Source organism: Cognatiluteimonas lumbrici, assembly GCF_006476065.1.
Classification (GTDB): Bacteria; Pseudomonadota; Gammaproteobacteria; order Xanthomonadales; family Xanthomonadaceae; genus Cognatiluteimonas; species Cognatiluteimonas lumbrici.
In genome coordinates this window covers 1,686,409-1,707,654 of the sequence record NZ_ML636798.1, presented here as the reverse complement: position 1 = coordinate 1,707,654, position 21,246 = coordinate 1,686,409, and the positions used below count along the sequence as shown (strand labels likewise).

Annotated in this window: 18 protein-coding genes; 9 read left to right on the top strand and 9 right to left on the bottom strand. The window is 73.0% G+C overall.

The window, feature by feature from the left end; genetic code table 11:
- Nucleotides 1-27: 27 nt before the first annotated feature.
- Together E4F25_RS08235 and E4F25_RS08230 are read left to right on the top strand one after the other, a co-directional pair.
- A complete protein-coding gene (locus E4F25_RS08235; protein WP_140909675.1) occupies nucleotides 28-561 on the top strand; it encodes a pseudouridine synthase in 534 nt (177 codons plus the stop codon).
- Nucleotides 562-656: 95 nt separating this feature from the next.
- Entirely contained in the window at nucleotides 657-1,802 is a 1,146-nt protein-coding gene (locus E4F25_RS08230; RefSeq protein WP_181168244.1) for a hybrid sensor histidine kinase/response regulator, read from the top strand.
- On the opposite strand, the gene E4F25_RS08225 is transcribed toward E4F25_RS08230, so the two are convergent.
- Nucleotides 1,803-2,174 carry a hypothetical protein gene (locus E4F25_RS08225; protein ID WP_140909673.1) on the bottom strand — a complete coding sequence of 124 codons (372 nt, stop codon included), beginning with the start codon at nucleotides 2,172-2,174 and terminating at the stop codon, nucleotides 1,803-1,805.
- 91 nt (nucleotides 2,175-2,265) lie between these two features.
- Nucleotides 2,266-4,758 (bottom strand): ATP-dependent helicase HrpB, encoded by a 2,493-nt coding sequence (hrpB, locus tag E4F25_RS08220; protein ID WP_140909672.1) that lies wholly within the window; start codon nucleotides 4,756-4,758, stop codon nucleotides 2,266-2,268.
- Between the two features lie 35 nt (nucleotides 4,759-4,793).
- Here hrpB and E4F25_RS08215 point away from each other — a divergent pair, with 35 nt between their 5' ends.
- A complete protein-coding gene (locus E4F25_RS08215; protein ID WP_140910387.1) occupies nucleotides 4,794-5,591 on the top strand; it encodes a TatD family hydrolase in 798 nt (265 codons plus the stop codon).
- Here E4F25_RS08215 and E4F25_RS08210 read toward each other — a convergent pair.
- The 5 genes from E4F25_RS08210 to E4F25_RS08190 form a co-directional block, all read right to left on the bottom strand.
- Nucleotides 5,569-8,307, bottom strand: a complete 2,739-nt coding sequence (locus tag E4F25_RS08210) for a serine/threonine-protein kinase (RefSeq protein WP_140909671.1) — start codon at nucleotides 8,305-8,307, stop codon at nucleotides 5,569-5,571. The two genes, E4F25_RS08215 and E4F25_RS08210, sit on opposite strands and share 23 nt — an antisense overlap.
- Entirely contained in the window at nucleotides 8,304-11,063 is a 2,760-nt protein-coding gene (locus tag E4F25_RS08205) for a serine/threonine-protein kinase (protein ID WP_140909670.1), read from the bottom strand. The genes E4F25_RS08210 and E4F25_RS08205 overlap by 4 nt, the downstream gene beginning before the upstream one ends.
- Before the next feature lie 42 nt (nucleotides 11,064-11,105).
- Nucleotides 11,106-11,663 (bottom strand): ECF-type sigma factor, encoded by a 558-nt coding sequence (locus tag E4F25_RS08200; protein WP_140909669.1) that lies wholly within the window; start codon nucleotides 11,661-11,663, stop codon nucleotides 11,106-11,108.
- Between the two features lie 61 nt (nucleotides 11,664-11,724).
- The gene (locus E4F25_RS08195) at nucleotides 11,725-12,516 is read right to left on the bottom strand and encodes an ABC transporter permease (RefSeq protein ID WP_140909668.1); all 792 of its coding nucleotides are present in this window, start codon (nucleotides 12,514-12,516) and stop codon (nucleotides 11,725-11,727) included.
- The gene (locus E4F25_RS08190) at nucleotides 12,513-13,451 is read right to left on the bottom strand and encodes an ABC transporter ATP-binding protein (protein ID WP_140909667.1); all 939 of its coding nucleotides are present in this window, start codon (nucleotides 13,449-13,451) and stop codon (nucleotides 12,513-12,515) included. The genes E4F25_RS08195 and E4F25_RS08190 overlap by 4 nt, the downstream gene beginning before the upstream one ends.
- 67 nt (nucleotides 13,452-13,518) lie before the next feature.
- On the opposite strand from E4F25_RS08190, the gene E4F25_RS08185 reads away from it, so the two are divergent.
- The 6 genes from E4F25_RS08185 to E4F25_RS08160 all read left to right on the top strand — a co-directional run bounded on the left by E4F25_RS08185 (nucleotide 13,519) and on the right by E4F25_RS08160 (nucleotide 18,644).
- Nucleotides 13,519-14,274, top strand: a complete 756-nt coding sequence (locus E4F25_RS08185) for an FAD-binding oxidoreductase (protein WP_140909666.1) — start codon at nucleotides 13,519-13,521, stop codon at nucleotides 14,272-14,274.
- A 104-nt stretch (nucleotides 14,275-14,378) separates the two neighbouring features.
- A complete protein-coding gene (locus E4F25_RS08180; RefSeq protein WP_140909665.1) occupies nucleotides 14,379-14,951 on the top strand; it encodes a hypothetical protein in 573 nt (190 codons plus the stop codon).
- A gap of 1 nt (nucleotide 14,952) precedes the next feature.
- Entirely contained in the window at nucleotides 14,953-15,162 is a 210-nt protein-coding gene (locus tag E4F25_RS08175; RefSeq protein WP_140909664.1) for a helix-turn-helix transcriptional regulator, read from the top strand.
- Nucleotides 15,162-16,712, top strand: a complete 1,551-nt coding sequence (locus tag E4F25_RS08170; protein ID WP_140909663.1) for an alpha/beta hydrolase — start codon at nucleotides 15,162-15,164, stop codon at nucleotides 16,710-16,712. The genes E4F25_RS08175 and E4F25_RS08170 overlap by 1 nt, the downstream gene beginning before the upstream one ends.
- A 10-nt stretch (nucleotides 16,713-16,722) precedes the next feature.
- Nucleotides 16,723-17,478: an ABC transporter ATP-binding protein gene (locus E4F25_RS08165; RefSeq protein ID WP_140909662.1), complete on the top strand. Its 756-nt coding sequence runs from the start codon at nucleotides 16,723-16,725 to the stop codon at nucleotides 17,476-17,478.
- A complete protein-coding gene (locus tag E4F25_RS08160) occupies nucleotides 17,475-18,644 on the top strand; it encodes an ABC transporter permease (protein ID WP_140909661.1) in 1,170 nt (389 codons plus the stop codon). The genes E4F25_RS08165 and E4F25_RS08160 overlap by 4 nt, the downstream gene beginning before the upstream one ends.
- Nucleotides 18,645-18,710: 66 nt before the next feature.
- Here E4F25_RS08160 and E4F25_RS08155 read toward each other — a convergent pair whose 3' ends face one another.
- Together E4F25_RS08155 and mnmE are read right to left on the bottom strand one after the other, a co-directional pair.
- On the bottom strand, nucleotides 18,711-19,721 hold the full coding sequence (locus E4F25_RS08155; protein WP_140909660.1) for an energy transducer TonB: 1,011 nt from the start codon (nucleotides 19,719-19,721) through the stop codon (nucleotides 18,711-18,713).
- Between the two features lie 170 nt (nucleotides 19,722-19,891).
- Nucleotides 19,892-21,238, bottom strand: a complete 1,347-nt coding sequence (gene mnmE, locus E4F25_RS08150; protein ID WP_140909659.1) for a tRNA uridine-5-carboxymethylaminomethyl(34) synthesis GTPase MnmE — start codon at nucleotides 21,236-21,238, stop codon at nucleotides 19,892-19,894.
- Nucleotides 21,239-21,246: the final 8 nt, after the last annotated feature.

Sequence of the window (21,246 nt, the reverse complement as noted above, 5' to 3'; positions counted from 1 at the left end):
GCAGGTGGCGTACGATGCGCCACCTGCATGCTCATCGCGTTCAACAAGCCCTACGGCGTGCTGTGCCAGTTCACCGACCGCAGCACGCCGCCGCGCCCCACCCTGGCGGGTTTCGGATTGCCGGCCGGCGTGTATCCGGCCGGCCGCCTGGACTTCGACTCGGAAGGCCTGCTGCTGCTCACCGATGACGGCGCGCTGGCGCACCGGCTGACCGATCCGCGGCACCGGCAGCCGAAGACCTACTGGGTGCAGGTGGAGGGCGATCCGGACGACGCCCGCCTGCAACCCTTGCGCGACGGGGTGGTGCTCCGCGACGGGCCGACCCGGCCCGCGGCGGCGCGGCGGATCGAACCGCAGGCGCTGTGGCCGCGCGATCCGCCGGTGCGCTTCCGCAAGACCGTGCCGGACGCCTGGCTGGAGATCACGTTGCGCGAAGGCCGCAACCGCCAGGTGCGGCGCATGACCGCCGCGGTCGGGCTGCCGACGCTACGCCTGGTGCGGGTGGCGATCGGGGACGTGGCGCTCGACGGACTCGCGCCCGGGGCATGGCGGCGAGTGTGACCTGGCGCACGAATCTGAACCGGTCATGTTCTTGACCTGCGCATATGGCCGCTTCTGCTACCGTGGCCGTCGGCGTGCCCGCTACGGAAGGCCAGATGCCCTTGAGCACCGACGATAGCCCCTCCAGCACCACGGCCAACCCCGGCGGCCGGATCCTGGTCGTGGACGACCAGCCGGCCAACCTGCGCGCGGTCAGTTCGCTGCTGACCCGGCACGGTTACGAGGTGCTGACCGCCGGCAACGGCGAGGAAGCGCTCGCGCTCGCGACCGAACAGGTCCCCGACCTGCTGCTGCTGGACATGATGATGCCGGGCATGGACGGCTTCGAGTTGCTCGAGCAGATCCAGCAGCATCCCGAGCTGCGCAAGCTGCCGACCATCTTCCTCACCGCCGCGCAGGACCGCGACATGCTGCTGCGCGCGTTCGACGCCGGCGCGGTGGACTACGTCACCAAGCCCTTCATCCCCGAGGAGCTGCTCGCGCGGGTCACCGCGCACGTCGGGCTCAAGCTCACGCGCGACCGCCTCGAGCGCGTCGCGCGCCAGCGCCAGGAATTGGTCAACCTGGTCGCGCACGACCTCAAGAATCCGCTGAGCAGCGTGCTGTTCGCGAGCGACGTGCTGCGCAACGACGGCTGCAAGCCCGAGCGCGTGCCGCGCTACCTGGAGATGATCTACGAGAGCGCGGGCGACGCCCTCGGCTACATCCGCCGCTACCTCGAGACCCAGGCCAGCAGCGCGCGCCAGCGCAAGCCGGTGGTGGCCGCCACCACGCTGCACGAGGTCATCGACTGGCTGGTGCAGCGCTACGAATTGCAGCTCGAGAGCCGCGGCCTGCGCATGCAGCTCAACACGCCCGCGGCGAAGAGCCACGTCGCGATCGACGGCCTGGTGCTGCGCCAGGTGGCCGAGAACCTGGTGAGCAACGCGATGAAGTACGCCCCGGGCAGCCCGATCGAACTGTCCATCCGCTCGAGTGCGCCCGGGTTCTGGCAGCTGCTGGTCGAGGACCGCGGCCCGGGCGTGCCCAAGGCGCGCCAGCCGCAGCTGTTCAAGCCGTTCACCCGGCTCAGCGACACCGATCCCGCGAACGGGCTGTCGAGCGGGCTCGGGCTGTCGCTGGCCAAGCACATCCTGGCCGAGTACGACGGCAACCTCTGGTACGAGGACCGCGAGGGCGGCGGCGCCCGCTTCGTGATCGAACTGCCGGCCGCCGCCGAGACGGTGCCGGCCACCGCCTGATCAGGACGCGGACGCGTCCGCGCCGTTCGACGCGCTCGCGCGCGTGCGCCGGGTCGTGCGCTTGCGCGCGCCGCTACGGCGCGCCTCGACGCGCCGGGTGCCGGAGTCGGCCTCCTCCTCGGCCTGCATCCGCTGCTTGCGGCGGCGCGCGGCCATCCACAGCAGGCCCGCGCCGGCCACCGCGGCCACGGCCACCGCCGGGTTGCGGCGCACGAAGCCGGTGGCCACGCGCCCGCCGGTCTTGACCGCGGCGAGCGCGGCGCCGGTCTCGACCCATTTCAGCGCGCCGTCTGGCACCTTGTCGCGGAGGCTTTCGCCGACCTGGCCGGCGACGCGCAGGGCTTGTTCGGGCAGCGTGGTCAGTGCGTTCATGGCGTGATCCTGCAAGGTCATGGGTCGCGGGACAGTGTCGTGGGCGCCGCGTCGAGCGTGCGTGTAGGCAGGCGCGGCGGTGCCGCGCCATTCATCCGCGCGGCCTGGCGCGATGGGTCGCGCGCGCGGTCCAGGGATCCTCCGGCCACGGGTGCTTCGGGTAGCGCCCCTTCATTTCCCGGCGCACGTCCGGCCAGGTGGTTTCCCAGAAGCTGCGCAGGTCGGCGGTGACCTGCAGCGGGCGGCCCGCCGGAGACAGCAGGTGCAGCAGCAGTGGAATGCGCCCGTCGGCGATGCGCGGGGTCTCGGCCAGTCCGAACAGCTCCTGCAGCTTGACCGCCAGCACCGGCGGGCGCGGCGTCCCGTCCGGCTCGAGCGCGTAGTCGATGCGGCGCTCCATGCCCGAGGGCACCGTGATCCGCACCGGCGCCAGCCGGTCGATGCGCTGGCGCAGGCCCCAGTCCACGCCCGATTGCAGCGCGCCGGCCAGGGCGTCGGCGCTCAGCGCATCGAGCCCGGAGAGGCCTGCCAGCGCCGGCAACAGCCAGTCGTCCGCGCGCGCCAGCAACGTCGCGTCGGAGAGATCGGGGAGCGCGTCGGCAAGTTCCGGCATCCAGTGGCGCAGGGCCTGCACCCGCACGCGCCACTGCGCCAGCGCCTCGCTCCAGGGCAGCACGCCGAGGCCGAGCTCGCGCACGGCCTGCAGCAGCGCCGGCGCCGCCAGCGCCGGGTCCACGCGCCCGCCCGGGCGCGCCTCGAGCACGATCTCGTCGAAGCGCGACTCGCGCTGCGCGACCAGTGCCTTGCGCTGCGGATCCCAGCGCACGCTGTCGCGCTCGCGGAAGCGTTCCGGGAAGTCGCGGCGCAGCCGGGCCTCGTCCACGGGCGCGGCGCGCAGGATGCGCGCGTCGCCGGCTTCGTGCCGCAGCTCGCTGGCCACCAGCCACGGCTCGCCCTGCAGGGCGCTGTCCTCGAACAGGCTGGCCATGCGCCCGTTCGCCAACTGGTAGCGCAGCGGCGCACGCGCGTGCCGGTGCGCGATGCGATCGGGAAAGGCGTGCACCAGCAGGTCGCCGAGCTGGTGCGCAGCCGCGTGCGCCGGTGGCGGCGGGCCGGCGCCGAGGCGCTTGCGCCACTGCCGGGCCGCCGCGTCGATCGACGCCAGCGCGCTGCGGCTCGCCTCCGGCGCCACCCGCCCGGCGCGGAACGCCGCCAGCGCCTGCCAGCGCTCGGCGACCGCATCGCTGCGCGTGCGCAGGGGATCGCGTGCCTCCAGCAGCGCGGCCAGGTCGCAGGCGAGCGCGCGCCCGCCGGCATCGTCCGGCGCGAGCAGCATGGCCGCGATCCGCGGATGCGTGCCAAGCGCCAGCATGCGCCGGCCCAGCGGCGTGATCGCGTCGCCGCCGAGCGCTCCGAGCCGCCGCAGCAGGTCGCGCGCCGACGCCAGCGCGCCCGGCGGCGGTGGGTCCGGGAAGCGCAGCGCGTCGTTCCCCCACGCGGCGAGCTCGAGCGCAAGCGCGGCCAGGTCCACCTGCGCGATCTCGGGACGACGCTGCGGTTCGAGCCGTTGCGACTCGGGCCACAGGCGGTAGGCCCAGCCCTCGGCGACGCGGCCGGCACGGCCGGCGCGCTGGTCGGCCGAGGCCTGCGACACCGCCACCACGTCCAGGCGCGGGAAACCCGATCCGGGATCGAAGCGCGGTTCGCGCGCCAGCCCGCTGTCCACCACCACGCGTACGCCGGGCAGGGTCACGCTCGACTCGGCGACGTTGGTCGCCAGCACCACGCGCCGGCGACCGTCGCCGGCCGGTTGCAGCACGCGCGATTGCTGCGCGACCGGCAGGTCGCCGTGCAGTTCCAGCAGTTCGGCGCCGAGGTCGTCGAGCGCCTGGCGCGTGCGTGCGATCTCGCGCCGTCCCGGCAGGAACACGAGCACGTCGCCGGGGTGTCCGGCGAGCGCATGCAGCACCGCGCGCCGCGCCTGGTGCGCCAGCGCCTCCTCGCGCCGCGCCGGGAAGTGCGCGATCGCGACCGGGAACGCGCGCCCTTCGGAAGACAGGCGGGGCGCATCGAGGAAGCCGGCCAGCCGCTCACCGTCGAGCGTCGCCGACATCACCACCAGCCGCAGGTCCTCGCGCAGCCCCGCCTGCACGTCCAGCGCCAGCGCCAGGCCGAGGTCGCCCGCCAGGTGGCGCTCGTGGAATTCGTCGAACAGCAGCGCGCCGATGCCGTCGAGCGTCGGATCGTCCTGCAGCATCCGCGTCAGGATGCCCTCGGTGACCACTTCGATCCGGGTGCGCGCCGACACCCGGCTCTCGAAGCGGATGCGGTAGCCGACCGTGCCGCCGACTTCCTCGCCGAGCTGGCGCGCCATGAAGCCCGCGGCCGCGCGCGCCGCCACCCGGCGCGGTTCCAGCAGCACGATCCTGCGCCCCGCCAGCCACGGCGCGTCGAGCAGCGCCAGCGGCACCTGCGTGGTCTTGCCCGCGCCCGGCGGCGCCTCCAGCACCAGGCGCGTGCCCGAGGCCAGCGCGGCGCGCACCTCCGGCAGCAACGTCGCGATGGGAAAGGCAGGGGCGTCCACGCATGCAGGATAATCCGGGCATGGACCAGATCGACATCGAGCTCATCGACATTGGCGTGAACCTCGCCCACGACAGCTTCGACCACGACCGCGATGCGGTAATGGAACGCGCGCGCGACGCGGGCGTGGGACGCATGGTCGTCACCGGCGCTTCGCGCGAGGGCTCGCCCAAGGCGCTGGCCCTCGCCCGCGCGCATCCCGGCGTGCTGTTCGCCACCGCCGGGGTGCACCCGCACCACGCCAGCGAATACACCGACGAATGCCACGCCGAGCTGCTGGAACTGCATGCGCATCCGGAAGTGGTCGCGGTCGGCGAGTGCGGCCTGGACTACTTCCGCGACTTCTCGCCGCGCCCGGCGCAGCGCAAGGCGTTCGAGCGCCAGCTCGAGATCGCCGCCGGCAACGGCAAGCCGCTGTTCCTGCACCAGCGAGATGCGCACGACGACTTCATGGGCGTGATGTGCGAGTTCGAGGGTCGGATCGGCCCGGCGGTCGTGCACTGCTTCACCGGCACCCGCGAGGAACTGTTCGCCTACCTCGACCGCGACTGGCACGTCGGCATCACCGGCTGGCTGTGCGACGAGCGCCGCGGCCTGCACCTGCGCGAGCTGGTGAGGCACGTCCCGGCAAACCGGCTGATGGTCGAGACCGACTCGCCCTACCTGCTGCCGCGCACCGTGCGCCCGCAGCCCTCGCACCGGCGCAACGAGCCGATGTACCTGCCGCACATCGTCGAGGAACTCGCGCGCGACCGCGGCGAGGACCCGGCGCGCACCGCCGCCGCCACCACCGCCACCGCGGAGGCCTTCTTCAGGCTGCCGGCCCGGGGCTGACCGCGGCCAGCGCGCGCTCCAGGCGGAGCCGCCGGTCGGCCGGTTGCGCGGGGTCCTCGAGCGCGCGGCGCGCGCGCTGGCGCAACGCGCCGCAATCGTGCGCGCGGACCTGGCAGGCGACCTGTACCAGGGACGCCAGCGCCAGCCCGTGGTGGACGCCTTCGCCGCCGGTGAGGCGCTGCAGCTCGGCCTCGGCCTCGCGTGCATCGCGCAGCGCCTCGGGCACGCGCCGCAATGCCGACAGCGCCAGCGCGCGCTTGGCGCGCACCACCGCCAATGCCTGGCGTTCCATCCTGCCCGCCGCCTGCCCCAGGGTGGCAGCCCCGCTGTCGTAGGCGGCCAGCGCTTCCTGCGCGAACCCGTTGGCGAGGAGTTCGTCGCCGAGCTTGCCCCACATCACGCCGGTGCGCGGATGCGCATCGCCCAGCGATTCGCGGTAACCGGCCAGCGCCTCGCGCGCCAGCTCCAGCGCCTGCACGAGGTCGCCGGACTCGCCGAGCGCATCGGCGTGGTTGCCGAGGGTGATCGCCGCCGCCGCCGAGCGCGGCCCGTAGAGCGCGCGGTAGATGGCGTGGCTGCGCGCGTAGCCGGCGGCGGCCTCGCGGTAGCGGCCCTGCTGCATCAGCACCCCGCCGTACTGGCTTAGCGCCAGCGCGAGTTCCTCGCTGTCCTCGCCGAACAGCACGCCGGCCTGCTCGATGCAACGCTGGTGGATCGCCACGGCTTGCTCCACGCGGTTCGCGCGGACCAGCGCCTCGCCCAGGTGCTGCAGGGTCATCAGCGTCTGCGCGGTCGGCCTGCGGTTGGCGTCGCGCAGTGCCCGGTCGGCTTCCGTGAGCAGCGCGATCCCGCGTTCGTGGTCGCCGTCCAGCGAGTGCGCGTAGCCGAGCAGGCCGCGCGCGAAGGCGGTGGCGGAGTGGGTCTGGCCGAGCCGGTCGCCGCGCCATGCGAGCAGCTGCCGGAACGGGACGATCGCGTCGGCGGCCCGCCCGCGGCGGACCAGCAGCTGGCCGCGCGCCAGCCAGACTTCGTCGCAGGACTCCACGGCACTCGCCTCGTCCCGGCACAGCGCGGCGGCACGTTCGAGCCGGGCCGCTGCCTGGTCCATCCGGTCGAGGTCGGCCAATGCCGCGGCATGCCTGGCCAATGCACCAGCCAGCGCCGCGGATCCGGGGCGGTGCGCCTCCAGCAGGCGCACGGCTTCGGCGAGGCGGGCTTCCGCGAGTTGGGGGTCCGCCGGAGCGACGTGGGCGGTGCTGCTGCCGAGCAGCGCGAGCGCCTCGCCGTACTCGCCGCTGTCGGCGCCGAACAGGTCCCGGCGCGCGGTCGCGGCTTCGTCGAACAGCGCGTGCGCCAGCGGGTAGTCGCCGATGCGCTGGGCGATGTCGCCGAGCGACAGCCGCGCGCTCGCCAGCAGCGCCGGCCGGTCGGCCAGGTCGCGGGAAGCCCGGAGCGCGGCCTCGGCGACGACCTGGTGGCGATCGAGGGATGCCGTCTCGGGCGTCGCCGGCGCCAGGACCTCGAGGACGCTGCGCAGGTAGGCGAGCTGCGCCTCGGATCCCGCCGCGGCCTGGCGCGCACGCATCGCTTCCTCGCGCGCGATGCCGGCCTGCCACAGGGTGGCGGTGACGCCGCCCATGAGCACCAGCAACAGCACCGCGGCACTGGCCACCAGCAACTTGTTGCGCGCGGCGAACTTTCCCAGCCGGTAGCGCAGGCTCGGGCGCCGTGCGCGCACCGGCTTGCCGTCGAGCCAGCGACCCAGGTCGTCCGCCAGCGCCTCGACGCTCGGGTAACGCTGCTCCGGCCGTTCGGCCAGCGCCTTCATCGTGATCAGTCCGAGGTCGCCGCGCGGCGGCCGCGCGTGCCCCGGCTTCGGCACCCCGCCGGTCAGCAGGCGGTACAGCAGCGCGCCGAGCCCGTAGACGTCCATGCCGGTGGTCGGCGGCTCCCCGGCGCGCTGTTCCGGCGCGGCATAGCCGGGCGTGAGCGCCCGCATCCCGGTCACGGTGGGATCGGCGACCCCGTCCATCGGCCGCGCGATGCCGAAGTCGAGCAGGCGCACCCGCCCGTCCTCGTCCACCAGCACGTTGGACGGCTTGATGTCGCGGTGGATCACGAGGTTGCGGTGCGCATGGGCCACCGCTTCGCACACCTGCAGCGCCAGCACGATCCGCGCGCGCTGGCCGAGGGCCTGGCGCTCGCACCAGGCGTCGATGCGCTCGCCCTGCACCAGCGCCATCGCCAGCCATGGCGTCCCGTCCCCGGCGACGCCCGCATCGAGCAGCGGAACGATGTAGGGATGGCGCAGGCGCAGCAGCGAGGCCTGCTCCTGCAGGAACTGGCGGCTGCCGCTGCCGGCCAGCGTGCCCATGGTCAGGACCTTGACCGCGGCGGCCTGCCCTTCCGGCGCTTCGACGGACACGGCGCGGTACACCACCGCCATGCCGCCGCGCCCGATCTCGCCCTGCAGGCGCCAGCGCCCGAGCCGCCTGCCGGCCAGCGCGCCCACCTGCAGCGCCGCGGTCATCGTCCTCGGCTCGTCGAGGATGCCGGAGGCATCGTCGTGGAACGCCTGCAGCATGCGTTCGACGCGTGCCCGCACGGCCTCGGGCAGGTCCATGGCGGCCAGGCGCGCCGGCCGCACGGTCGGCGGCACGCGCATGAGTTCGCCGAAGACCGCGTCCGCGTTTTGCCAGGTCGCGTCCGTGTTCACGGCAATGGGGTTCCTTCCGCCGCCGCCTGCAGCATCCCGCGCGCGCGGCCCGGGACCTGGCCGGCATTGGCGAGGCGCGCGCTGGCGGCGCGCAGGTCCGCGCAGTCCGGCGCATGCAGCCGGCACGCGGTATCGGTCAACAACGCCTGCGCCTCGCGGTATTCGCGCTGGTCGGTGGCGCCCAGGCGTTCGAGCTCCGCGACCGCCGCGCGCACGCCCGCCAGCGCATCGGCGTCGCGGCCCAGCGCAAGCAATGCGCGGCTGCGCCAGGCCTGCACCGCTGCGACGCCTGTCTCCCCGGGGTTGTCCTCCTGCGCCTTGCGGTACAGTGCGAGCGCGGCGTCGTAGTCGGCCAGTGCCGCGTCGGCGCGGCCGAGCAGCACGCGGCTGCGCGCCAGGTTGGCGAGCCGCGAGGCCACGCGCGGGCTGTCCGCGCCGAAGGCCTCGCGGGTGCCTTCCAGCGCCGCCACGTGCATCGCCTCCGCCTCCCGCAGGCGGCCCATCTCGCGCAGCGCATCCGCGCGGTAGCCGAGGGTGGCGACGGCCGCAGGACTGGCCTCTCCCTGCATCGCGACGAACATGTCGTAGGCCTTGCGCAGGTGCGCGTCGGCCGCGGCGTACCTGCCGTCGCGCTGTTCCAGCAAGCCGGCTCCGAGGTGCGCATGCGCGGCGGTGGTGTTGTTGCCCCCGATCGCCGCGCCGCGCTCCAGCACCCACGCGTACAGGCCGCGCGCGTCGTCCACCCGCCCGCTGCCCAGGTAGGCACGCGCCAGCAGGTTCGCGCTGACCACCCGTTCGCCGTGGTCTTCCGGATACACCCGGGCCTGTCGCTCGCGCACCGACTCGAGCAGCGCGGCCGCGTCGGCCGGTTTGCCTGCCGCCAGCAGCGCGTCGGCGAGCTGGGTTCCGGCGATCAGCGTGCTGGCGTGGCTTTCGCCGTAGCGCGCGCTGCGCAGCGCATACAGCGGGCGCAGGGCCTCGAGCGCCTCGGTGGTGCGCAGGGCGCGCCCGGCGATCATCCCGCGATAGAGCAGCACCCGCTCGCACAAGGGCTCGGCCGGCACCTCGCCCGGGCACAGCGTCGCCGCCTCGGCGAGGTCGGCGAGCGCGTCGTCGTTGCGCCCCTGCTCCTCGAGGGCGACCGCGTGGACCAGCAGCGCGGGGATGCGCACCTTGGCCGGCGCGTCCAGCGTCCGGAAGGTGGCGACCGCCTCGCCCAGGAGCGCTTCGGCGCGCGCCCTGTCGGGGTCCTTGCCGCCGCGCAGGGCCTTGCCGAGTTCCGCCTTCGCCTCGGCGACCAGCAGGTGGTCGCCGCCGTATTCCGCGACCCGGCGCTCCAGCGAAGACGAGAGCAACGCCTGGGCGCGGTCGTACTGTTCCAGGCGCTGCGCGATCATGCCCAGGTCGAGCTCCACGCTGGACAGCAGCGCCGGCCGCGCGGCGAATTGCTCGCGTGCATCCTCGACCAGCTGTTCGAGGATCCTGGCGCGGTCGAGTTCGCGGTCGCCTTCCTGCGACGGCACCAGCACCGCGAACACGCGCGACATGTACCTGCGATGGGCGTCCGCCTCCTCGCGCGCGGCCTCGGCGCGCTCCTGCGCCGCGAGCGCGCGCTGCGCCTCGCCGCGGGCGCGCTGCATCTGGTGCACGGTGCTGGCGATGCCTGCGAGCAGCAGCAACAGCAGCGCCGCGGCGCCCGCCAGCGGCAGGCGGTGGCGGGCGACGAACTTCCGCGTGCGGTAGCCGACGCTGGGCGCCCGCGCGGCCACCGGCCGCCCGGTGAGCCAGTTGTCCAGGTCGGCGGACAGCGCCTCCACGTTGGAGTAGCGGTGCTCCGGGTCCGTGGCCAGGGCCTTGCCGACGACCGCGCCGAGGTCGCCGCGCAGCCGCCCCGCGCCGTCGCCGGACGGCGGGCTGCCCGCGAGCAGGCGGTGCAGCAGCGCGCCGATGCCGTAGACGTCCATGGTGGTCGCCGCGGGTGCGCCGGCAACCTGCTCGGGTGCGGCGTAGCCGGGGGTGAGCGCGCGCAGCATGGTGGTCGTGGCCTCGCCCTCGGCATCCACCGCGCGGGCAATGCCGAAATCGAGCAGGCGCACGCGGCCGTCCTCGTCCACCAGCACGTTGGACGGCTTGATGTCGCGGTGGATCACCAGGTTGCGGTGCGCGTGCGCCACCGCCTCGCAGACCTGCAGCACCAGCCGCACCCGCGCGCGCGCATCCAGGCCGCGCGCGTCGCACCAGGCGTCGATCCGGGTGCCCTCGACCAGCGCCATCGCCAGCCACGGCGTGCCGTCGTCGGCGACGCCGGCGTCGAACAGGGGCGCGATGTACGGATGCCGCAGCCGGACCAGCGAGGCCTGCTCGCGCAGGAACTGGCGACGGCCGCCCTCGGCCAGCGTGCCGAGAGTCAGCACCTTCACCGCCGCGACCTGTCCGGCGGGCCCCTCGCCGGAGGTCGCGCGGTAGACCACGGACATGCCGCCGCGCCCGATCTCCGCATCCAGCCGCCAGCGGCCGAGGCGCCGGCCCGAGAGCGCGTCGGCCTGCAGCATCGCCGCCACCCGCTCGGGCCGGTCGAGGATGCCGTCGCCGTCCTCCCGCAAGGCCTCCAGCATGCGCTCCACGCGCGAGCGCACCGCCGGGGCCAGGTCCATGGCCTCAAGCCGGCCGCGGCGGAGGGTCGGCGGCAGTTCCAGCAGGCGCCCGAGCACCTCGTCTGCGATCCGCCACTCGGACGATTCGTCCCGGTTCCCCATGCGACCCGCTCCCTCTTGCCCGGCGGCCCGGGCTCCTTCCCCCTATACGGATTCGGCGAGCCAGGCGTGCAGGAAGGCGCGCGCATGCGCCCACTCGCGCTTGGCCGTGCGTTCGGAGCAGCCCAGCAACTCGGCGACCTCGCGGAACTCGAAGCCGCCGAAATAGCGGAGCTCGACGATCTCGCGGCGGCGCGGGCTGATCGCGTCCAGCGCGTCCAGCCCTTCGTGCAGGGCCAGCACCTCCTCGTCCTGCGACTTGCCGGAAAGACGCTCGCTGAGGGTGACCTCGACCAGGTCGCCGCCGCGCTTGGCGGCGCTGCGCCGGCGCGCCTGGTCGACGATGATCCAGCGCATCGCCTTGGCGGCCGCGGCGAAGAAGTGGTGGCGGCTGTTGAGCGAGAGCGGCCCGCCTTCGTGCAGCCGCAGGTAGAACTCGTTCACCAGCACCGTGGGCGACAGCGTGTCCTGGTTGCCGCGCAGGCGCGCGGCGGCGAGCTGGCGCAATTCCGGGTACAGCGCGCGGAAGACGGCGTCCAGCGACGTGCCGTCGCCGTCCTCGGCCTTGCGCAGCAGTTGCGTGATCTCGGCAACGGCATTCATCCCGCCTACCCCTCCACCCGCCTGCCGGCGATGGTAACCCCCCGCGACGCCGGGTTTGCGATCAGCTTCGCAGTCCGGTGCCGCGCTTCAACAGCCACAGCGACAGCCAGCCCAGCACCACGATGAAACCCAGCATCAGCGCGTAGGCCACGGCCAGCGGCACGTCGGTGGTGCCGAGCAGGCCGTAGCGGAAGGCGTTGACCATGTAGAAGATCGGATTGGCGTAGGTCATGGTCTCGGCCCAGCCCGGCAGCAGCTTGACCGAATAGAACACGCCGCCCAGGTAGGTCAGCGGGGTCAGGATGAAGACCGGGACGATCGCGACGTCGTCGAACTTCTTGGCGAACACCGCGTTGATGAAGCCGGCCAGGGAGAAGATGGTCGCGCCCAGCAGCACCGTGGACAGCGTCACCAGCGGGTGCGGGATGCGCACCGTGGTGAACAGCATCGCGATGCACAGCACGATCGCGCCGACCATCAGCCCGCGCAGCACGGCGCCGGCGACGTAGCCGCCCAGGATCACCCAGTCGGGCATCGGGCTGACCAGCAGTTCCTCGACGTGGCGCCCGAACTTGGCGCCGAAGAAGCTCGACGAGATGTTGCCGTAGCTGTTCTGGATCACGCTCATCATCACCAGGCCGGGGACGATGAAGTCCATGTAGCGGATGCCGTCCATCTCGCCGACGCGCGACCCGATCAGCCCGCCGAAGATCAGGAAGTACAGCGTCATGGTGATCGCCGGCGGCACCAGCGTCTGGCTCCAGATGCGCAGGATCCGCGACACCTCGCGCCGCGCCACCGTGTACAGCGCGGTCAGGTTGCGGCTGGCGATGCTCCGCTCCAGGGCGCTCAAGCGGCGGCCTCCGCGCGTGCTTCCTGCCCGGTCATGCGCACGAACAGTTCCTCCAGGCGGTTGCTCTTGTTGCGCATCGAGCGGACCCGGATGCCGGCCTCGCTCAGGCGCGCGAACACGACGTTGAGGTCCATCGAGCGCGGCATCTCCAGGTCGAGGGTGTTGGCGTCGCGCGCCAGCAGGGTGGCCCCGGCGATCTCCGGCAGCCGCTCCGGCAGCGCGCCGTCCACGTCGAACACGAAGCCCTCGACGTCGAGCTTGGCCAGCAGCTGGCGCATCGGCCCGCGCTCGACGATGGTGCCGTGGTCGATGATCGCGAGGTTGCGGCACAGGCTCTCCGCTTCCTCGAGGTAGTGCGTGGTCAGGATGATGGTGGTGCCGGCGGCGTTGATCTCGCGCAGGTCGCGCCACATGCCGCGGCGGATCTCGATGTCCACGCCGGCGGTCGGCTCGTCGAGGATCAGCAGCTTCGGCTGCGTCATCATCGCGCGCGCGATCATGAGCCTTCTCTTCATGCCGCCCGAGAGCGTGCGCGCCATCTTGCCGGCCTTGTCCCACAGGAACGCGCGCCGCAACTCCTGCTCGGCGCGCTCGGTCGCCTCGGCGCGCGGCACGCCGTAGAAGCCGGCGTAGTTGACCAGGATGTCGAGCGGGCGCTCGAACATGTTGAAGTTGATCTCCTGCGGCACCAGCCCGATCTGGCGCATCGCCGCGCCGCGCTCGGTGGCGATGTCGGTGCCGAACACGCGCACCTCGCCGGAGGTCTTGTTGACCAGCGAGCTGACGATCCCGATCAGGGTGGATTTGCCGGCGCCGTTGGGGCCCAGCAGGGCATAGAAATCGCCTGGCGCCACCTCCAGCGACACGCCCTTGAGCGCGGTGACGCCGTTGTCGTAGGTCTTGCGCAGGTCCTCGATCAGCAGTGCGGGGGACATCGATTCTCCAGGCCGCGGGCGCTGCTCCAGGCGGCGCCGAGCGTTGCGAAGCCGGTAGTATAGGCAGGTGCCGATCGTCCAGTTCCCCCTCAGGCTCGTGGCGCGCCGGATGCTTGCGCCCGGCGTCGCGCACCTGTCGTTCACGCGCGCCGACGGCGAACCGCTCACGTTCGTTCCCGGCCAGTTCCTGCAGGTGCATTTCGCCTACGGCGACGGCACCCCGACCAAGCGCTCCTACTCGCTGGCCACGCGCAGCGACGAGGCCGGCGACGCGGGGGAACTGGTGGACATCGCGGTCAGCTACGTGCCCGGCGGCGCCGCCACCGCCCTGTTCGAAGGCCTGGAGATCGGCGACTGCGTCCAGGCCAGCGGCCCCTACGGGCGCTTCTGCCTCCTGCCGGGCGACACCAACGCGCGTTACCTGCTGATCGCCACCGGCACCGGCGTCACCCCTTACAGGGCGATGCTGCCGCTGCTGGAGGAACGCATCCGCGAGCGCGGCACGCGCGTGGTGCTCCTGTTCGGCGCGCGCACCCCGCAGGAGCTGCTCTACGGCGACGAGTTCCGGGCCTTCGCCGACGCGCACCCGGAGCACTTCCGCTTCGTGCCCTGCTTCTCGCGCGAGCTGCCCGCCGAGCCGCACGCGGACGTGCGCCACGGCTACGTGCAGCAGTTCCTGCCCGAGTTCGCCCCCGACCCGGCCACCGACATCGCCTACCTGTGCGGCAACCCCAACATGGTGGACGCCTGCTTCGAGGCCTTGAAGGAAGCCGGCTTCGAGGTCCGCCAGATCCGCCGCGAGAAGTACGTCAGCAGCAAGTAAGCCCGTAGGAGCGGCGCTGGCGCCGCGACCCGTTGTCAAGCTCCCTTGACAGACGCCCGGACGCCCTCTAATGTGCCTGTCAAGTTCGCTTGACAGAACCCGCCATGCATCGCCACCCCGGATTCCTTGCCGGCCTCGGCTCGGCCCTGCTGCTGGCCGCATTCGGCCTCCACTTCTTCGTCCCCTCGGCGCACCTGGCCCAAGGGCTGGTGGGAGGCGCGGGTGCCGGCCTGCTGCTCGCCGCCTGCCTGCGCCTGCTGGGCGGGGGCGACTGCGACGAAGCGACCCCCGGACTGCGCCGCCGCTACCTGCGCGAATTCATGCCGGCGATGGTCGCCTACGTGGTGCTGCTGACCGTTTCGCTGTGGCTGCTGAAGCGGATCGACGACACCGCCCTGCGCGCGCTGGTGGCGCTGCTGCCGGTGGTGCCGATCGGGCTCGCGCTGCGCGCGGTCATCCGCTACATCCGCGACACCGACGAGCTGCAGCGCCGGATCGAACTGGAGGCGGTGAGCTTCGCGACCGCGCTGGTGTCGCTGCTGTACATGGCCGGCGGTTTCCTTCAGCTCGCGGGGGTCATCGACGTGCCCGCCGGCGCGGCGATGATCTGGGTGTTCCCGCTGGTGTGCCTGGTCTACGGCTTCGCCAAGGCGCTGGTGTCGAGGCGCTTCCGCTGACATGGACAGCCGCATCCGCGAACTGCGCGAGCGCTTCGGCTGGTCGCAGGGCGAGCTGGCCGAGCGCCTGCAGGTCTCGCGCCAGACGGTGAACGCGATCGAGACCGGAAAGTACGACCCGAGCCTGCCGCTGGCCTTCAAGCTGGCGCGCCTGTTCGGCGAACCCATCGAGGCGATCTTCCTGCCCGACGGAATCCACGGAGAGAAATGATGGACCGATCACGCAAGATCAGGCTGGGACTGGTGGTGCTGCTTGCCGCGGGGATCTTCGGCTACCGCTACTACCAGGACAACGTGGCCACGGCCGACACCGCTGCCGCCGACGCCGCAAGCGAGGCGCCTGTCGCCGCGACGACCGCGCCGCCGCGCATGTACGGCGACATCGCCTTCCGCCCGTGCACGTTGTCCTCGCCGTTCGGCGTGGACGGCATCGAGGCGCAGTGCGGCAGCTACGGCGTGCCGGAGAACCCGGCCGAGCCCGACGGCCGCCAGGTCGCGCTGAACATCGCCTGGGTGCTGCCCGACGAGGACGCCGAGGTCGCGCCGGACCCGGTGTTCCTGCTCGCCGGCGGTCCCGGCCAGGCCGCGACCGAGGTCTATCCGGCCGCGGCCGCCGCGTTCCGCGAGGTGCTCGACCAGCGCAACGTGATCCTGCTCGACCAGCGCGGCACCGGCGGCTCCAACCGCCTGGAGTGCGACTTCGGCGAGGAACTGCTGGAGCCGACGCCGGAAGCCGCCGTCCGCGCCACCGCGGAATGCCGCGACGCGCTGTCGGAAAAGGCCGACCTGCGCTTCTACACCACCACCGACGCGGTGCGCGACCTCGAGAGCGTGCGCAAGGCGCTCGGCGTGGAACAGGTCAACCTGGTCGGCGTGTCCTACGGCACGCGCGTGGCGCAACAGTACGCGATGCGCCATCCGGACCGCACCCGCACCATCGTGCTCGACTCGGTCGCGCCCAACGAACTGATCCTCGGCAACGACTTCGCGCTCAACCTGGAGCGCGCGCTCGACCTGCAGTTCGCGCAGTGCACGCAGTCCGAGGCCTGCACCGAACAGGTCGGCGATCCGCGCGACCAGCTCGACCGGCTGATGGCGACGCTGCGCGCGGATCCTCCGCTGGTCCACTACCGCGACCCGTCCACCGGCGAGATGCGCGAGGAGCGGCTGCGCCCGGAGATGGTCGCCGGCCTGTTCCGCATGTACGCCTACGTGCCGATGGCCGCCTCGCTGCTGCCGCTGCAGATCCACGAGGCGGCGCAGGGGCGCTACGACAACTTCGCCGCGCTCGCGCACATGCTCACCGAGAACATCGAGGGGCAAATGGCGATGGGCATGCAGCTCTCGGTGATCTGCGCCGAGGATGCGCACGGATTGCGCGACGACCCCGCCGCCGAGGGCTCCCTGCTCGGCAACCTGCTCACCGGCTTCCTCGCGCGCCAGTGCGAGGTGTGGCCGAAGGGCGCGATGCCGGCCGACTTCCACGAGCCGCTGGCGACCGACGTGCCCGCGCTAGTGCTCGAGGGCGAGCTCGACCCGGTGACGCCGCCGCGCTACGGCGAGCAGGTCGTCGAGCACCTGCCCAACGGCCGCCTGCTGGTGCTGCGCGGCCAGGGCCACAACGTGTTCGGCGTCGGCTGCATGCCCAAGCTGATGGGGCGCTTCATCGCCACCGCCGACGCGAAGGCGCTCGAGACCGACTGCCTGGACGACCTCGGCTACACCCCGCCCTTCACCACCTTCAACGGCTGGGAGCCGTGAGGAACCGCTCATGATCATTGCAGAACACCTGCGCAAGACCTTTCCCGGCCGCGGCAAGTCGAAGGAGCGCGTGGTCGCGGTGGACGACGTCGGCTTCGAGGCGCGCGACGGCGAGATCACCGGTCTGCTCGGGCCCAACGGCGCCGGCAAGACCACCACGCTGCGGATGCTGTACACGCTGATGCGGCCAGAGTCCGGGCGCGTGCTGGTGGACGGCCGCGACGTCGCCGCCGACCCCGAGGCCGCGCGCCGCGCGCTCGGGGTGCTGCCCGACGCGCGCGGCGTCTACAAGCGCCTCACCGCGCGCGAGAACATCCGCTACTTCGGCGAGCTGCACGGCATGTCGCCGGCGGTGATCGCCGAGCGCACCCGGGTGCTGGCCGAGGCCCTGCAGATGGAGGACTTCCTCGATCGCCAGACCGAGGGCTTCTCGCAGGGCCAGCGCACCAAGACCGCGATCGCGCGCGCACTGGTGCACGACCCCCGCAACGTGATCCTCGACGAGCCGACCAACGGCCTGGACGTGATGACCACGCGCGGCCTGCGCGACTTCCTGCGCGAGCTGCGCAGCGAAGGCCGCTGCGTGATCTTCTCCAGCCACATCATGCAGGAGGTGGCCGCGCTGTGCGATCGCATCGTCGTGATCGCGCAGGGCCGGGTGGTCGCCGACGGCAGCGCCGACGCGCTGCGCGCGCAGACCGGCCGCGACAACCTCGAGGACGCATTCGTCCAGCTCATCGGCACCGAAGAAGGACTGCAGGCATGAAGGCGCTCGCCATCGTCTGGAAGAAGGAACTCAAGGAACTCGTCCGCGACCGCAAGACGCTGATGCTCAGCCTGCTGATGGGGCCGATCCTGGCGCCGCTGCTGGTCATCGGCCTGGCCAAGATGGGCGAAAGCAAGGCCCAGGAGCAGATGGAGCAGGCGCTCGAAGTCGCCATCGTCGGCGCCGAGCACGCACCCAACCTGGTCGCGTGGCTGGACGCGCAGGGGATCGACCGCAAGGAGGTCGCCGACCCCGATGCCGCGATCCGCTCGCAGTCGGAGGACGTCTACCTGCGCATCGGCGAGGAATACGCCGAGCAGTGGCGCGCGGGCAAGCCGGCGCTGGTGGAGGTCGTGCACGATTCGACCCGGCAGGATTCCTCGATCCCGGTGCGCCGGCTCGAAGGCGCGCTGCAGCGATACAGCCAGCAGGTCGGCGCGCTGCGGTTGCTCTCGCGCGGCATCAACCCACAGGTAGCCGCGCCGCTGATGGTGACGCGCAAGGACCTGTCCACGCCGGAGGCGCGCGGCGCCACGCTGGCCGCGATGATGCTGCCCTACATGCTGATCCTGTTCGCCTTCCTGGGCAGCATGCAGCTGGTGGTGGACACCACCGCCGGCGAGCGCGAGCGGCAATCGCTCGAGCCGCTGCTGGCGACGCCGGCACGGCGCGGCGCGATCGTCAGCGGCAAGATCGCCGCGGCCTGCAGCGTCGGCGTGGTCGCGCTGCTGCTGACCCTGCTCGGCTTCAAGATCGGCGCCAACCTGGCCGGCGGCATCTCGCGGCAGATGGCGGTGGGCATGCCGGAGATCGGCATGATGCTGCTGATCCTGCTGCCGATGGTGTTCCTGGGCGGCACCCTGCTCACCTGCATCGCCGCCGGAGCCAAGTCGGTGAAGGAAGCGCAGAGCTACACCGGCGCGCTGGTGCTGCTGCCGATGATCCCGACGCTGATCCTGATGGTGAACCCGGTGAAGGACGCGCTGTGGATGTTCGCGGTGCCGTTCCTTGCGCAGAACCAGATGCTGGTGAAGGTGATCCGCGGCGAGGCGATCGCTGCGCAGCAGTGGGCCGTCTACGTGGGTGCGGGCCTGGCGATGGTCGCGGTGCTGTGGTTCGTCGCGGTGCGCCGCTACCACCAGGAGAAGCTGGCGGTCTCGGCCTGAGGCGGACCCGGCCGCGGAAAAGAAAAAGCCCGGCTCCGGCCGGGCTTTTTCGTTGCGTCGCCGCGCTCAGTTCGCGGGCTTGAACTCGATGGTGCGGCGGGTGGTGATCGGCGAGCCGATCGGCTCGAACCGCCAGCGGTCGACCGCCGACAGCGCGGCGCGGTCGAAGGTGCGCGGCGGCGAGGCGCTGACCACGCGCGAGGAGGTCACGGTGCCGTCGGTGCCAACGGTGAACTCCACCTCCACCGAACCGGCGATGCCGCGACGCTGCGCGACCCGCGGGTAGTCCGGCGGCGGCAGGCTGACCGGGCGCAGCGTGTTCGAGACGCGCGGTGCCGGCGGCGGCGCGGCCGGCTGTTCCGCGGGCTGCGGCGCGGGCTGGCTGGCCGCCGGCTGGGTGGTGGCCGTGGCCGGACGCTGCTGCGGGGTGGACGGCGGCGGCGCGGCTTCCTGCGCTGCACGCTCCTCCTCGAGGCGGCGGGCGGCTTCCTGCTGGGCACGCTGCTGGTCGGCCAGGCGCTGGCGCTCCATCTCGGCGCGGCGCTCGGCCTCTTCCTCGGCACGCAACTGCTCGCGCTGCTGGCGCTCGGCGAGCTCGGTGCGGCCGTCGGCGATCGCCTTCTGCAGGCGCGGCAGCGCGGGATGGCGCGGATCGGTCTTCTCGAGCAGCGCGTACAGGCGCTGGGCCTCGTCGAAGTCGTCGCGGCCGATGCTCTGCTCGGTCGCGATCAGGGCGTAGGGCTGCAGGTCGGTCAGCGCGCTCGCCACGGCCGGGTCGTTCGGCTGCTTGTCGCGCAGCGCCAGGTAGTACTCCATGGCGTTGCTGCCGCCCGGGGCGTACAGGCGCTGCTCGCGCAGCGCCGTGCCGGCGGCGTCGCGCAGCTCGTCGGCGCTCATGGCCTCGACCTCGCTGGCGACCGCGGGCTGCTCGGCGGCCTCCGTGGCCGGCGCGGCCTGCTCGGTCCCCGCGGCCGGGGTGTCTGTCTGGTCCTTCTTGCAGCCGGCGAAGGCGCAGGCGACGAGGACGATGGCGGACAGCCGGAACCAGGCCGGCCGCGAGGCATTGGCAGAAAACATCGAAAAGCTCCCCTAGCCGTGCGTGCGCACGTCCGCTTAGGACGCGACATGGCGCCCGATTTGTCAACACCCGACGCCCAGCGGCGGGCCTGGCCGTGGCCCGGTGGCGGGGTTCTGTGACGCAGTTCGCGTTCTCGAGGGCCGGCCCGGGAGCCGCCGGCGGGCGGGTCCTACTTGCCGATGCAGAAGGTGGAGAAGACGTGGCCCAGCAGCGCGTCGGGCAGCACCTTGCCGACCAGCTCCCCGAGCGCGTCGTGGGCCGCGCGCAGGGATTCCGCCGCCAGTTCGACGCTGGCCGGGGCCAGCGCGGCGTGGGCGGCGGCAAGGTCGCCGGCGGCCCGGCGCAGGCCGTCGACATGGCGCGCGCGCGCGCTGAAGGCGTCGTCGGCCCCTGCCCCGTCGCCCAGCACCAGCCCGCGCAGGCGCCGGTGCAGGTCCTCGATCCCTGCACCGGTGCGCGCCGAGACCAGCAGGCTGTCGGCGTCGCCGGGGCCGGGGGTGCCCGCCGGCAGCAGGTCGGCCTTGTTGTGCAGCCACAACACCCGCGGCACGCCGGCCACGGCATCGGCGACCGCGCGCCGGCCGGCGTCGGGGTCGCGCGCGTCGAGCACCACCACCGCGAGGTCGGCGCGCTCGAGCTCGGCGCGCGCGCGGCGCATGCCTTCGCGTTCGATCGCGTCGCCGCCCTCGCGCAGGCCGGCGGTGTCCACCAGGGTGAAGGCGACGCCGTCGCTGTGGATGGACTCGACCAGCAGGTCGCGGGTGGTGCCGGCGATGTCGGTGACGATAGCGCGGTCGCTGCCGGCCAGCGCGTTGAGCAGCGAACTCTTGCCGGCGTTGGGCGGGCCGACGATGACCGCGTGCAGGCCGTCGCGCAGGCGGCGGCCGCGCTCGGCGTCGGCGAGCAACGCATCGAGCTCGCGCGCGATCGCGTCGAGTTCGCCGGCGAGCCGGTCCAGGGCCATCGTCTCCAGCGGTTCGTCGGCGAAGTCGATCGAGGCCTCGAGCTGCACGCGCATCGCGAGCACCGCGTCGGCGATCGCGTCCACCCGCCGCGAGAACGCGCCGTCGAGCGAGCGGCGGGCGGCGCGCGCGGCCTGCGCGTCGCCGGCGGCGATCAGGTCCGCGACCGCCTCGGCCTGGGCCAGGTCGAGCTTGCCGTTGCGGAACGCGCGCTCGCTGAACTCGCCCGGCCGCGCCATGCGCGCACCGAGCGCGACGCAGCGCGCGAGCAGCTGCCGCAGCAGCACCGGGCTGCCGTGCGCCTGCAGTTCCACCACGTCCTCGCCGGTGAAGCTGGCCGGCGCGACGAAGCGAAGCACGAGGCCGTCGTCGATCGCCTCGCCTTCGGCGTCGAGGAAGCGCGCATGCACCGCCTGCCGCGGCGGCGGCGGCTCGCGACCGGTGAGCGCGGCGACGATGCCCGCGCTGCGCCCGCCCGACAGGCGGACGATGCCGACGCCGGCGGCGCCGGCCCCGGTGGCGATCGCGGCGATGGTGTCCGTGTCGTCCACCATCGCCCGGG

Bases quoted from the DNA above. Each gene is read 5' to 3' on its own strand.
- E4F25_RS08235 (WP_140909675.1), top strand. From the start codon at position 28: ATGCTCATCGCGTTCAACAAGCCCTACGGCGTGCTGTGCCAGTTCACC.
- E4F25_RS08230 (WP_181168244.1), top strand. From the start codon at position 657: ATGCCCTTGAGCACCGACGATAGCCCCTCCAGCACCACGGCCAACCCC.
- E4F25_RS08225 (WP_140909673.1), bottom strand. From the start codon at position 2,174: ATGAACGCACTGACCACGCTGCCCGAACAAGCCCTGCGCGTCGCCGGC.
- E4F25_RS08205 (WP_140909670.1), bottom strand. From the start codon at position 11,063: ATGGGGAACCGGGACGAATCGTCCGAGTGGCGGATCGCAGACGAGGTG.
- E4F25_RS08200 (WP_140909669.1), bottom strand. From the start codon at position 11,663: ATGAATGCCGTTGCCGAGATCACGCAACTGCTGCGCAAGGCCGAGGAC.
- E4F25_RS08190 (WP_140909667.1), bottom strand. From the start codon at position 13,451: ATGTCCCCCGCACTGCTGATCGAGGACCTGCGCAAGACCTACGACAAC.
- E4F25_RS08180 (WP_140909665.1), top strand. From the start codon at position 14,379: ATGCATCGCCACCCCGGATTCCTTGCCGGCCTCGGCTCGGCCCTGCTG.
- E4F25_RS08175 (WP_140909664.1), top strand. From the start codon at position 14,953: ATGGACAGCCGCATCCGCGAACTGCGCGAGCGCTTCGGCTGGTCGCAG.
- E4F25_RS08170 (WP_140909663.1), top strand. From the start codon at position 15,162: ATGGACCGATCACGCAAGATCAGGCTGGGACTGGTGGTGCTGCTTGCC.
- E4F25_RS08165 (WP_140909662.1), top strand. From the start codon at position 16,723: ATGATCATTGCAGAACACCTGCGCAAGACCTTTCCCGGCCGCGGCAAG.
- E4F25_RS08160 (WP_140909661.1), top strand. From the start codon at position 17,475: ATGAAGGCGCTCGCCATCGTCTGGAAGAAGGAACTCAAGGAACTCGTC.
- E4F25_RS08155 (WP_140909660.1), bottom strand. From the start codon at position 19,721: ATGTTTTCTGCCAATGCCTCGCGGCCGGCCTGGTTCCGGCTGTCCGCC.
- mnmE (WP_140909659.1), bottom strand. From the start codon at position 21,238: ATGGTGGACGACACGGACACCATCGCCGCGATCGCCACCGGGGCCGGC.